The sequence below is a fragment of the Labedella endophytica genome (genome assembly GCF_003990045.1).
GTDB lineage: Bacteria > Actinomycetota > Actinomycetes > Actinomycetales > Microbacteriaceae > Labedella > Labedella endophytica.
On the sequence record NZ_RZGZ01000001.1, the window covers coordinates 745870 to 758884 of the forward strand.

Sequence of the window (13015 nt, forward strand, 5' to 3'; positions counted from 1 at the left end):
TTCGAGAAGATTCACCGTAGGAGATAAGAATTGCTCGACGTAACAACATTTGACGAACTCCGCATCGGACTCGCCACCGCCGACGACATCCGTCGTTGGTCGCACGGCGAGGTCAAGAAGCCGGAGACCATCAACTACCGCACGCTGAAGCCCGAGAAGGACGGCCTCTTCGGAGAGCAGATCTTCGGGCCGTCCCGTGACTGGGAGTGCGCGTGCGGCAAGTACAAGCGCGTCCGGTTCAAGGGCATCGTCTGCGAGCGCTGCGGCGTGGAGGTCACGAAGTCCTCCGTCCGTCGTGAGCGCATGGGCCACATCGAGCTCGCCGCACCGGTCACGCACATCTGGTACTTCAAGGGTGTGCCCAGCCGTCTCGGCTACCTACTCGACATGGCGCCGAAGGACCTCGAGAAGGTCATCTACTTCGCCGCTTACATGGTCATCAGCGTCGACGATGAGGCACGTCACCAGGACATGCCGGGTCTCGAGAACGAGCTCCGGCTCGAGATCAAGACCCTCGGCGACCAGCGCGACGCCCGCATCGCCGACCGTCTCAAGAAGCTCGAGGACGACCTCGCGGCTCTCGAGGAGGAAGGCGCCAAGGCCGACCAGAAGCGCAAGACGAAGGACGCCGCCGAGAAGGAGATGGGGCAGATCCGCAAGTCTCTCGACGAGCAGATCGCCCACCTCGAGCGCGTCTGGGAGGACTTCCGCACCCTCAAGGTCGGTGACCTCAAGCCCGAGGACGCCGTGTTCCACGAGCTGCAGGACCGTTTCGGCCTGTACTTCGAGGCCTTCATGGGCGCCGAGTCCATCAAGAAGCGCCTCGAGGCCTTCGACCTGAAGGCCGAGGCCGAGCTGCTGCACCTGCAGATCGCCGAGGGCAAGGGTCAGAAGAAGATCCGTGCGATCAAGCGTCTGCGTGTCGTGAACTCCTTCGTGCAGACCGGCAACTCGCCGGCCGCGATGGTGCTCGACGTGGTCCCCGTGATCCCGCCGGAGCTGCGCCCGATGGTGCAGCTCGACGGAGGCCGCTTCGCCACGTCCGACCTCAACGACCTCTACCGTCGTGTGATCAACCGGAACAACCGTCTCCGTCGTCTGCTCGACCTCGGGGCTCCCGAGATCATCGTCAACAACGAGAAGCGCATGCTGCAGGAGGCCGTCGACGCGCTGTTCGACAACGGCCGCCGCGGTCGCCCCGTCACCGGAACCGGCAACCGCGCGCTCAAGTCGCTGTCCGACATGCTCAAGGGCAAGCAGGGGCGTTTCCGTCAGAACCTGCTCGGAAAGCGCGTCGACTACTCGGGCCGTTCGGTCATCGTCGTCGGCCCGCAGCTCAAGCTCCACCAGTGCGGTCTGCCCAAGCAGATGGCGCTCGAGCTGTTCAAGCCGTTCGTCATCAAGCGCCTGATCGACCTGAGCCACGCTCAGAACATCAAGGCGGCCAAGCGTATGGTCGAGCGCTCGCGCGGCGAGGTGTGGGACGTGCTCGAGGAGATCATCCGCGAGCGCCCCGTGCTGCTCAACCGTGCGCCCACGCTGCACCGTCTCGGCATCCAGGCCTTCGAGCCCCAGCTGGTCGAGGGCAAGGCCATCCAGCTCCACCCGCTCGTCTGCGCCGCGTTCAACGCGGACTTCGACGGTGACCAGATGGCCGTCCACCTCCCGTTGTCCGTCGAGGCCCAGGCCGAGGCGCGCATCCTGATGCTCGCGTCGAACAACATCCTGAAGCCGTCCGACGGCCGTCCGGTGACCCTGCCCTCGCAGGACATGATCATCGGTCTGCACCACCTCACCACCGTCACCCCGGGTGCCGTGGGCGAGGGCCGTGCGTTCTCGAGCATCGCCGAGGCGATCCTCGCGAAGGACCAGGGTTCGCTCCACCTGAACGCCGAGGTGCGCATCCGTCTCGAGGGCCTCTACTTCCGTGAGGGAGAGACCCCCGAGGGCTTCGAGCAGGGCAAGCCGTACCTGCACACCACCACGCTCGGTCGCGCGCTCTTCAACGAGACGCTCCCGGTGGACTACCCGTTCATCGACGCCGTCGCGGACAAGGGCCAGCTCTCGTCGATCGTCAACGACCTCGCCGAGCGCTACCCCAAGGTGGAGGTCGCGGCGACGCTCGACCGCATCAAGGACGCCGGTTTCCACTGGGCCACGCGCTCCGGTGTGACCGTCGCCCTGTCGGACATCCTGACCCCGCCGAACAAGCGGGAGATCGTGGCCGGCTACGAGAAGCAGGCGGCGAAGGTCCAGTCGCAGTTCGAGAAGGGTCTCACGACCGACCTCGAGCGTCGTGCGGAGCTCATCAAGATCTGGACGCAGGCGACCGACGACGTGCAGAAGGCGATGCGGGACAACTTCCCCGTCGACAACACCATCAACCGCATGGTGTCCTCCGGCGCTCGTGGTAACTGGCTGCAGATCCGGAACATCGCCGGTATGCGTGGACTCGTGTCCAACCCGAAGGGTGACATCATCCCTCGTCCGATCATCTCCTCGTACCGCGAGGGACTGTCGGTGGCCGAGTACTTCATCGCGACGCACGGTGCCCGTAAGGGTCTGGCCGACACGGCCCTCCGTACGGCCGACTCGGGGTACCTCACGCGTCGACTCGTCGACGTGTCGCAGGACGTCATCATCCGTGAGGACGACTGCGGGACCTCGAAGGGTCTCGAGCTGCCGATCGCGGCGTTCGACGCTCAGGGCACGCTCGTCCGCGACGCCAACGTGGAGAACTCCGTGTTCGCCCGTTCGCTCGCGGCCGACGCCGTCGACGCCCAGGGCACGGTCATCGCCGAGGCCGGTTCGGACGTCGGAGACGTCCTGATCGACAAGCTCGTCGCGGCGGGTGTCGAGTCCATCAAGGTGCGCTCGGTCCTCACGTGCGAGTCCGCCGTCGGTGTGTGCGCTGCCTGCTACGGCCGCTCGCTCGCCACCGGCAAGCTCGTCGACATCGGCGAGGCCGTCGGCATCATCGCGGCCCAGTCGATCGGTGAGCCGGGAACCCAGCTCACGATGCGTACCTTCCACACGGGTGGTTCAGCGTCGGCCGACGACATCACGCAGGGTCTTCCCCGCGTGCAGGAGCTGTTCGAAGCCCGTACCCCGAAGGGTGCGACCCCGATCGCCGAGGCGGCCGGACGCATCACGATCGAGGAGACGGACAAGAGCCGCAAGGTGATCCTGGCCCCGGACAACGGCGACGAGCCGGTCGTCTACCCGGTGCTGAAGCGTGCGACCCTCCTCGTGGAGGACGGCGAGCACGTCGAGCTCGGGCAGAAGATCCACGTCGGTGCCGTGGACCCCAAGGAGGTCCTGCGCGTGCAGGGCGTCCGCGAGGTCCAGAAGCACCTCGTCGGCGGCGTCCAGGGCGTCTACCGCTCGCAGGGTGTCCCCATCCACGACAAGCACATCGAGGTCATCGTCCGTCAGATGCTCCGCAAGGTGACGGTCGTGGACCACGGTGACACCGACCTGCTCCCTGGTGAGCTCGTCGACCGGTCGAAGTACAACAACCTCAACCGGCAGACGCTCACCGAGGGCAAGAAGACGGCATCGGCTCGCCAGGAGGTCATGGGTATCACCAAGGCGTCCCTCGCGACCGAGTCGTGGTTGTCCGCTGCGTCGTTCCAGGAGACCACGCGTGTGCTCACGCAGGCCGCCATGGAAGGCAAGCGCGACCCGCTCGTCGGCCTCAAGGAGAACGTCATCATCGGAAAGCTCATCCCCGCGGGCACTGGTCTCCAGCGCTACCGCAACGTCGCCGTCGAGGCGACGGAGGAGGCGAAGGCCGAGCGCTACCCGAACCGCATCTTCGCGGATGACGGAGCGTTCAGCGAGGCGGACCTCTCGTTCGTCGACTTCGACAGCTTCTCGAGCGACGACTTCACGCCCGGTACCTACAGCTAGGAACCGATCGCGCGACAGCGTTCCACCGAAGGGCCCCGGCGACCGCCGGGGCCCTTCGGCGTTCCGCCGACGTTCTCGTCCGTCGGATCCCACTCCACCCGACTGGTCCGCATCACCCCTGCTCTGGGGACGCCTGTCACGAGACCGTTATGCGGACGGTGTTCGGAGGGAGCTCCGCGCGTCATAGGGTGTGATCATTCCGGGGGGACGGGCAGCAGCCGACCGGGGCTCGACGACCGCATGTGCGGCGCCGTGGACGAGGGCGGTGCCGGGAAGGCCGCTCGATGACGACGCGAGATCCCCTCGCCCCCGAGCCTCCGGCTCCCGAGGATCCGTCTCCGGTCGCGCCCGACCCGGCGCGGCGTCCGGTCTGGCCGGTCGTCCTCGCCCTGGTCGCGATGCTCGCACTCATCACGGGCGGCGCGGTCGGGGGAGCGGCTCTCGGCGGGGCCACCGCGAGCGCCACGGACCCGGGGCCGGTTCCGTCCTCCTCGTCGCCCGCTCCGGTCGAAGCCGCTCCGGTCGAAGCCGCTCCGGCGCCGACGGACACCCCCACTCCCACGAACGCGCCTCCGGTGGAGTCGTGCTCCGACGTCGTGTCCCCGGCCGTCGCGGAGGAGGTGCTCGGGGACTTCGACCTCGCTCAGGAGCACGCGCCGGGGGAGACGAGCGAGTCCGTGTTCATGGGATTCGTCGATCCGCTGCTCCACTACGCGATGCAGCTGTCGGATCGGCTCGAGTGCCGGTGGGTTCTCGAGGAGCCCGGGTACGCCGCGATCCAGGTGTTCGTGACACCGCTGAGCACGGCGGCCTCCGAGTCGATGACGACCAACGAGGCCGCGCTGGGCAGCTGCTCCGACGCGCTCGACGGCGTGCTGTGCGAGTTCGAGTACGCCGCCGACGGTCCCTCGACGGTCATCGAGCAGCACCTCTTCCGCGACGGGCTCTGGATCGCCGTCGTGCACACCGTCTGGGACGCCACGGACGATGTGGGCAACGACGTCGCGGACAGGCCGTGGGACGCCGACCTCCTGCCGGGTATCGCCGAGCACCTGGCGGTGGCGTCGTGACCGCCGCATCCGGAGGGTCGGCCGGCGGCCGTCGGACCCGCGTCGCGGTGATCGCGATCCTCGCCGCGGGAGTCGTCCTCGCGCTCGTCACATCGTTCGCGACCTTCGCGTGGGCCGGCGGTCTCGGATCGACGGCCTCGCCGTCGGAGATCCCGACGACCACCTCGGCCGCGCCGTCGCCGAGTGCCACCCCCACTCCGAACCCGGATCCCGCCACCGTCCTCCCGGCCGGCTGCGCCGAGTGGCTCGATGACGAGGAGTTGTCCTTCTACCTCGAGGGCGGGCGGTTCGAACAGGTCTCGGAGGCTGCGACGATCCCGATGGTCGACCAGGAGATGGAGGCCGCCATGGCCGCCGACGGCTCCCTCCGGTGCGACTTCGTGAACGAGTCGGGGGGCCCCGCGTACGGGGCCGCGTCCGCCGCCATCCGCACCGTCGACCCCGAGCAGAAGGTCGACATCCGCGATGCGATCTACGCGAGCGAGGCCCCGTGCGTGCAGATGGGGTTCGGGCTCGTCTGCATCGTGCACTCGGGAAGCGCGGACGACGGGGATCTCGTCGGAGCGTACCTCCACGACGAGGTCCATGTGCTCGCGGGGGACCTGTGGATCGTCGCGTCGGTGCACGTCGTCGACCTGGTCCCGCGGGGCGGGTTCCTCGCGGGGGTCCTCGCGGGCTCGCCCGTAGACGGATACTGACGACAGGCGCAGGGCGTCGCGACCGGACCGCCGGTGTTCCGCGCCGTCCGCGGGTAGCATCGGATACGACGAGCCCACCTGGAGGACCCATGACGCCCATCGACGTCGACGGAGAGCACCGCGCACCGTCGGGTTCCCCGGCTGCCGAGGGTGACGCCGGAGACACCGCTCCCCGTCGGGGCGCCCTCTGGATCGGATCGGCGATCGCGATCGTCGCCGTGCTCGCGCTCCTCGCGGGGACGGTCTTCGCGCTGCTCACCCACATGGACGGGGCGGGGATGCCGGACCCCACGCGGCCCGATACGGGAGCAGCCGTCTCGGACGGATCGCGACCCGTCCCGGCGGAGACGCCGGCTGCCGCGATCGCCGCGCCCCGCCCGACGGAGTGCGGGCAGATCTACTCGCCCGAGATGCTCGCATCGCTCGAGGCGACGGGGCTGCCCCTCAACGACGGTTCCGTCGACGACAGCCTGGGCACGACGGACGACGATCTCATGGCCGTCATCGCCGAGAACACCACGTTCAAGTGCAGCTGGGGGTCCGCCGGCGAGTACGGACTGAACACGAACATCACGCAGGTGTCTCCGGAGGCGTCGACCGCGGTGCTCGAGCGGCTCGGCGTCCTCGGCTTCGACTGCTACGAGGAGTCGGAGGGGACGCGGTGCATCCAGAGCGACATCGTCACCGACGAGCTCGGCACGTACCGCATGGGTGAGTCGCACTTCGTGCGCGGCGGCGTCTGGGTCGCGACCCACTGGGTCAACTTCGCCCCGGACGGCTACACGCAGGACGTCATCGCGTCCCTCTGGCCCACGGAGTAGACGCCCACCCGCCCTCCCGTTCCGCCACCTCGCTCGACGCCCGCGTGCCACCCGGACGCGGGTCGCGGTGCGGGTTAGAGTGTCCCCCGAGCAGACGACCTGCTCGCTGCAGAACGGGAGCTTTTCGCCATGACGTCGAACACGCCAGATCACGAGGCTTCGCGAGATCACGAGGTGTCGCGGGACCACGAGGCTTCGGGAGACCACACGGTGTCGCGAGGCGACGAGACCTCGACGTACGAGGCGCAGGGCGTTCCCGCCGAGCCCGTACAGCCCGCCTCGACGGACGACGTCTACGACGGTGCCGGGCACGACGGTGCCGTGAACGACCACGCCACGAACGACCATGCCTCGACCGAGGGCGGCGCGCACGACGGGCCCGTTCCGGCCGCCGCCGCCGCACCCGTGACCGACGGGTACCCCGCCGAGGATCGCGAGCCCTATCCGATCGGGGCGACCGACGCCGAGCCCGCTCCGGCGACCACGGGGTCAGGCGACGAGATCGTCGTGGACTACGGGTCAGCCCAGGATCCCGAGGACGAGACCCCCCGAGACGACGAGCCGCCTCTCACGAAGCCGTCGCCCGCCGACGACCACCACCCGTACCCGCCACAAGCCCTCGAGGACCGGCCGCTCGCGGACCCGACGCCGACCTCCGCGACGACCACGACCGAGACGGCAGCGGCTGCGGCCGGCCCGACCGCCGCGTCGACCACGGCCGATCGCGACGACGACGGCGCGCACCGACCGGTGTACGTGCAGGCCCCGACACCCCCGAAGGCCAAGGGGAACCGCGGTTTCGGTATCGTCATCGGACTCCTCGCGACGGCCGTCTTCGCCGCTCTCTACCTCCTCGTGCTCGTGTTCGTCGTCATGCCGTTCGCGGTGCCCGATGCCGGATCCGCGACCACGTCCGTCCTGCTCGAGACGCTCACGAGCGCGGCGTTCTTCGTCCCGGTCATCGTCTTCTTCCTCGCCTGGGCGCTCCTCGTCGTCATCCTCACGCGCGCGTCGTGGTGGGGCTACGTCATCGGAGGCTTCCTGGTCGGTGTCCTGACCTACGCCGGATATCTCGCCGGCATCCTCGCGGCCAACGCCTTCGAGGTCGCGCCGTCGCAGGTACCCGGATTCCTCCTCGATCACGTGCTCGACGCTCCGGCGCTGCTCGCCTTCATCGTCGCCCGCGAGGTACCGATCTGGTTCGGCGTCTGGGTGGGTAAGCGCGGTCGCGCCGTCCGCGTCCGGAATGCGGAGGCGCGCGCGGAGTACGAGCGGATCCTCGAAGCCGGTCCGACCGCGCGATCCTGACCTCCAGCATCCGCCGCTCGGAGTGGGCAGGCGTCCCCATCGCGACCCGCGGCACCGTCCAGTAGCGTGGCGGAGAGGGTCCGCGACGGACTCCGCGATGTCGCGCCGCGCAGTCTGAGCGCCGACGGATAGAGGGCACTGGTGACCGACGGAAGGACCCGCAGCGTGACGGATCGCATCGTGATCGAGGACGAGCGCTCGGAGATCGCGATATCCGCGTTCGGCCGCAGTGAGACGGGACCAGTCCGGGCCGTCAACGAGGACAGTCTCTTCACCTCCGCGCCGGTGTTCGCGGTGGCCGACGGCCTCGGAGGACACCACCGCGGCGACCTCGCGAGCAGCGCCATGGTCGAGCAGCTCGCCTTGAGCGTGCGTCCCGGCAGGCCGACAGCGCCCGACGCGATCTTCACGGCCATCACCGCCGCGAACGCCGCCGTGCGCGCGTGGAGCGCGCGCGGCGGTGTCGCCGGCACCACGATCGCGGGCGTCGCCCTCGTCAGCCTCTCGACGCAGATCGACCTGCACTGGATGGCCTTCAACATCGGGGACTCCCGGGTCTACCTGCGCGACGAGTGGGGACTCCGGCAGGTCACCGTCGACCACTCGGCCGTCCAGGAGCTGCTCGACGACGGATCGATCACACGGCTGCAGGCCGCGACCCACCCGGACCGCAACGTCGTCACGCGTGCCGTCGGCGTGGAGGACGAGGCGGATCCCGACGTCTGGCTCATCCCGGTGACGGGTCGCCAGACCTTCGTGATCTGCTCGGACGGGCTCACGCGTGATGTCTCCGACGAGGAGATCCTGGCCGAACTCGACGCCGACGTGAGCACGGCGGCCGCGGCTCTCGTGGACCGCGCGATCCGTCAGGGCTCTCGGGACAACGTCACGGTCGTCGTCGTCGATGCCACGAGCACCGAGACCGGACCCGAACGCGCGGGCTACCACGACGTGCGCTCCCTGGGCGTGCTCGAAGAGACACTCCCGAGAACATGACACCGGAGACCACCGTGCCTCACTTCCGCTACCGCCCCACGCTCACGCCCGAGTGGCTCGTCGTCGCCTCCTCCGGCTGCTTGCTCGCGGTGCGACTCGACGTCGCGAGCGAGCGCATCGAGCCGCTCGTCGCGCTCACGCGGGCGGGGTCGAGCGTCCAGGGCCTCCTCGACGCGCTCACGTCGTCGGGGCTCACCAACACGCCGTCCTTCGTCCTCGCGTTCTGGTTGCCCGGGCGCCTCGCCGCCGACGGCGTCGGCGTGGTCGCGCGGGGCGAGGGCCGGGCGATGGTCTCGACGCCGGACGGCGAGGTCGTCGTCGAGGCCGGCGGGTTCGCGAGCTGGACCGAGCGTCACGTCGACGCCGCAACCGAGGTCGTCTTCGACCTCGGCGATCCGGGCGCGGCCGTCGTCGACCTGGTGCTCGACGGCGGTGCCGTCTGGGCGTCGCGCGTCGCGGCGAGCGACGGGTCCCTCGACGCGGCGTCCGAGGTCGGACCGGCGGCGGAGTCCGAGGCCCCGGCGCCTGCTGAGACCCCGGCGCCCTCCGGCGCCCCCGCGCCCCCGGCCCCCGCTCGTCACGCCGCGGATTCGGCGCCGGTCACGGCTCCGGAGGCCGCGGCTCCGGTGTCAACGCCCCCGGCTCCGCCCGCCCCACCGACCCCGCCGGTTCCGCCCGCGCCGCCCGTCTCGTCGCCGACGGACCCAGCGATTGCTCCGGCGACCCTCGACACCGTCGACCCCGCCGATGACGACCCCGCCCGTGACGACGGCGACCTCGACGACGATCCGATCGAGGGTCACACGATCGCATGCCCCTCGCGCGCGGTGCTCGCGGCCCGGGCCGCGGAGCGTGCTGCCGAGACCCCGGCCCCGGACCCCTCCGCGCCCGTCGACACCCTGGGAGACCACGACGGACTCACGGTGCTGGCCGAGGACCTCCGGGCGGCTCGGCAGTCCGGTCACCTCGCGTCGACCGCACCGCCACCCTCGTTCTCGGTCCAGCGATACGAGCTCGTGCTCCCGTCGGGAGTCCGTCAGCCGCTCGACGCCCCCGTGCTGCTCGGACGGGCTCCGAGCGTCGCCGGGGTGCCGGCGTCGGCCCTTCCCCACCTCGTGACGCTCACAGGGGACGACATCTCCCGCAACCACGTGAGGGTCGCGGTCGAGGGTGGCACGGTCGTCGTGACCGATCTGCACTCCTCCAACGGCACGCTCGTCGTCATCCCGGGTCGGGCGCCGGAGAAACTGCGCGGCGGCGAGCCCACCCCCGTGATCGGCGGCACCCTCATCGATCTCGGCGGCGGCGTGACCGTGCGTGTCCAGGAGTCGTGACCGTGCGTCGAGCCCCGACCTCCCAACCCGACATCCCCGGTCTGACGTTCGTCCGCCCGCTCGGATCGGGCGGCTTCAGCGACGTCTACCTCTACGAGCAGGAGCTCCCGCGACGCGAGGTCGCCGTGAAGGTGCTCGCGGCCGAGACCGTCGACGACCAGGCGCGATCCGCTTTCGTCGGCGAGGCCAATCTCATGGCCCAGCTCTCCGCGCACCCGTACATCGTCACGATCTACGGAGCCGCCGTCGCGGCCGACGGTCGCCCCTACTTCGTCATGGAGTACTGCGCCGGCCCGAGCCTCGCCGAGCAGTACAAGGATCACCGTTTCACAGTGGCCGACGCCCTGCGCACGGGCGTGCGCCTCTCGAGCGCGGTCGCGACGGCGCACGAGGCCGGGATCCTGCACCGCGACATCAAGCCGGCGAACGTGCTCACGAACGCCTACGGGTGGCCGGCGCTCACCGACTTCGGCATCTCGGCGGCGCTCGAACCCGACCACGCACACGCCGGCCTCGCGGCCGCCGGCGCGCCCGCGCCCACGGGGGAGGCCGACGGGGGGACGAGCCCGACCATCGGGATGTCCATCCCGTGGTCCCCTCCGGAGATGTTCGCCGATCATCCCCAGACCGACGTGCGCAGCGACGTGTTCTCCCTCTCCGCGACGATCTACACGCTGCTCGCCGGGCACACCCCCTTCGAGGTGAGGGGGAAGCCCAACGGCATGATCGACCTCATCGGACGGATCGAGCGCGGATCCATGACGCCCCTCGAGAACGTCCGTCCCGACGTGCCGCGTTCGCTCCTGCTCGTCCTCGCGCGCGGGATGGCGGTCGACAAGGAGAGCCGATTCGACTCGGTCCTCGAGTTCGCTCGTGCGCTGCAGCGCGTGGAGATGGAACTCTCCTTCAGCCCGACCACGATCGACGTCCCGAACCTCGCGGTGCCGGCGGCCGGCCGGCCGGAGGCCGGGGATCCGGACGCCACGCGCCTCCGAGACATCCGCACCGTCGACGCGCAGGGATCGTCGTCGGCGCCGTCCGCGACGCCGACGGTGCCGCCGGCCTCGGGAGATCGTCCCCCGTCCGCTCCGGCCGCCGGCGACGACGGCGCGACGATCGTGCGCGGCATTCGGACGCCGTCGATCCCTGCACCGGCAACGCCGGCGACCTCCGTCGACGAGGCGACCGTACAGGGTGCCCGACGCTCGACCGTGCGCGCCCGCCGGCGCTGGATCCCGGCCACGATCATCGTCGTCGTCGTCCTGCTCGTCGGAGGAGGGGTCACGGCGGGCATCCTTCTCGGCGGCGACGAGACCCAGGTCGTCGCGACGCCGAGCCCCGAGGGAGACGATCCATTGCAGGTCGAGGGCGTGCCCGCACCCGAGGAGGGCGACATCGCGATCGGCGACGGCGGCACGAGCGTCACCTTCACCTGGACCAATCCGGACGCCGACGAGGGCGACCGCTACATCTGGCAGCGCACGGACGGTGTCGCCGGCGACAAGACGCCGTCGAGCGAGGCGTCCGCGACGATCGACGGCATCAGTCCGGGCGACGAGGTGTGCGTCTCGGTCTGGATCGTGCGCTCCGGTCGTCAATCACCCGAACCCCTGGAGATGTGCACATCGTGACGAACCCCCGCATCGAATTCTGTGGCGAGTGGTACGACGTCGCCGACGACGAGCCGTTCTACATCGGCCGGGACGCCGATCTCGTGATCGACGAGAACCCATTCCTGCACCGTCGGTTCCTCGCCGTGTCGCGGGAGAACGGCCTGTGGTGGCTCGCGAACGTCGGCACGCTGCTCTCCGCGACGGTGTCGGACGAGTCGGGCCAAGTGCAGGCGTGGCTCGCCCCCAACGCCCGCCTCCCTCTCGTGTTCCCGACGCTCAACGTGCTCTTCAGCGCCGGGTCGACGACCTACGACTTCGCCATCCACTCCCACTCCGACTACTTCGCCACGTCGCAACTGACGTCCGCGTCGACGGGGGAGACGACCGTCGGTCCCATCCACCTGACGACGAGCCAGCGTCTGCTCGTCGTGGCGCTCGCCGAGGACATCCTGCGGCAGAACTCGCCTGGTCGGGGCGAGATCCCCGCGTCGGCCGACGTCGCCGCGCGACTCGGGTGGACCCAGACAGCGTTCAACCGCAAGCTCGACAACGTGTGCGACAAGCTCGACCGGCACGGGGTCCAGGGGCTCCGGGGCGGGCGGGGCAAACTCGCCACCAATCGGCGAGCGCGACTCGTGGAGTACGCCGTCTCGACGCGGCTCGTGGACGCGGACGACCTGATCCTCCTCGAGCGCAACGCCGCCGAGGTCGAGGCGGCCGCCGCAGAGACCGACGACGAGGCGGAGACGACCGGTTCGATCGAACCCTCCTGAGCGCCCGTCACGCCTGAACTGGGGGTCGCCGGGGTCTCGTGCGGTTCGAGACCCGGACGGCGGAGGTGTTAGCGTCGTCGGGGGCCGCTCGGAGGTCGCGACCACGCGCCGCACGGCTCCACGGGACGTGCGGTGAGTGCGGCGAGGGGATGGGACGGATGGGTATCGCGACGTGGTTGCGCGGCCGGAAGGTCACCGCGTCGGTCGTCGCCGTGTCCGTTCTCGTCGCGATCCCCGTGTCGTTCGCGATCCTGCACGACGGGTTCCCCGTCACGGACGTGACCCTCGATGCCAAGGACGTCTGGGTCACCAACGGGTCCGAACTCCTGGCCGGCCGGTTGAACCGGCAGATCGAGGAGCTCGACGCGGCGGTGCAGACGGTGTCGAACGAGATCGACATCCTCCAGGACGGTGACACGGTCGTTCTGCACGACCTCACGGGGTCGACGATCGAGATGATCGATCCGTCGTTCACGACGCTCGTGCAGCA

Annotated in this window: 10 protein-coding genes; all 10 read left to right on the forward strand. The window is 69.9% G+C overall.

Going from position 1 to position 13015, the window contains the following annotated elements; all coding sequences use genetic code 11:
- Window positions 1-30: 30 nt before the first annotated feature.
- Window positions 31-3912 (forward strand): DNA-directed RNA polymerase subunit beta', encoded by a 3882-nt coding sequence (rpoC, locus tag ELQ94_RS03495; RefSeq protein WP_127047161.1) that lies wholly within the window; start codon window positions 31-33, stop codon window positions 3910-3912.
- 284 nt (window positions 3913-4196) lie between these two features.
- Complete coding sequence (locus ELQ94_RS03500) at window positions 4197-4982, forward strand: hypothetical protein (protein WP_127047163.1); 786 nt, start codon at window positions 4197-4199, stop codon at window positions 4980-4982.
- Complete coding sequence (locus ELQ94_RS03505; RefSeq protein ID WP_127047165.1) at window positions 4979-5680, forward strand: hypothetical protein; 702 nt, start codon at window positions 4979-4981, stop codon at window positions 5678-5680. The genes ELQ94_RS03500 and ELQ94_RS03505 overlap by 4 nt, the downstream gene beginning before the upstream one ends.
- A gap of 89 nt (window positions 5681-5769) precedes the next feature.
- Window positions 5770-6501, forward strand: coding sequence for a hypothetical protein (locus ELQ94_RS03510; RefSeq protein ID WP_127047167.1), 732 nt, complete (start codon window positions 5770-5772; stop codon window positions 6499-6501).
- 210 nt (window positions 6502-6711) lie between these two features.
- Window positions 6712-7809, forward strand: coding sequence for a hypothetical protein (locus ELQ94_RS17240; protein WP_166404641.1), 1098 nt, complete (start codon window positions 6712-6714; stop codon window positions 7807-7809).
- A gap of 165 nt (window positions 7810-7974) precedes the next feature.
- Window positions 7975-8805 carry a PP2C family protein-serine/threonine phosphatase gene (locus tag ELQ94_RS03520; RefSeq protein WP_127047171.1) on the forward strand — a complete coding sequence of 277 codons (831 nt, stop codon included), beginning with the start codon at window positions 7975-7977 and terminating at the stop codon, window positions 8803-8805.
- The gene (locus ELQ94_RS17670) at window positions 8802-10139 is read left to right on the forward strand and encodes an FHA domain-containing protein (protein ID WP_127047173.1); all 1338 of its coding nucleotides are present in this window, start codon (window positions 8802-8804) and stop codon (window positions 10137-10139) included. The genes ELQ94_RS03520 and ELQ94_RS17670 overlap by 4 nt, the downstream gene beginning before the upstream one ends.
- Entirely contained in the window at window positions 10136-11770 is a 1635-nt protein-coding gene (locus tag ELQ94_RS03530; protein ID WP_127047176.1) for a serine/threonine-protein kinase, read from the forward strand. Before ELQ94_RS17670 ends, ELQ94_RS03530 begins: the two co-directional genes overlap by 4 nt.
- Complete coding sequence (locus ELQ94_RS03535; RefSeq protein WP_424976769.1) at window positions 11764-12525, forward strand: hypothetical protein; 762 nt, start codon at window positions 11764-11766, stop codon at window positions 12523-12525. Before ELQ94_RS03530 ends, ELQ94_RS03535 begins: the two co-directional genes overlap by 7 nt.
- A 158-nt stretch (window positions 12526-12683) precedes the next feature.
- A partial coding sequence (locus tag ELQ94_RS03540) for a hypothetical protein (RefSeq protein ID WP_133447504.1) occupies window positions 12684-13015 on the forward strand: 332 nt, incomplete at its 3' end.

Excerpts from the sequence above, each read along its gene's own strand:
- ELQ94_RS03510 (WP_127047167.1), top strand. The coding sequence starts at position 5,770 with ATGACGCCCATCGACGTCGACGGAGAGCACCGCGCACCGTCGGGTTCC.
- ELQ94_RS17670 (WP_127047173.1), top strand. The coding sequence starts at position 8,802 with ATGACACCGGAGACCACCGTGCCTCACTTCCGCTACCGCCCCACGCTC.
- ELQ94_RS03500 (WP_127047163.1), top strand. The coding sequence starts at position 4,197 with ATGACGACGCGAGATCCCCTCGCCCCCGAGCCTCCGGCTCCCGAGGAT.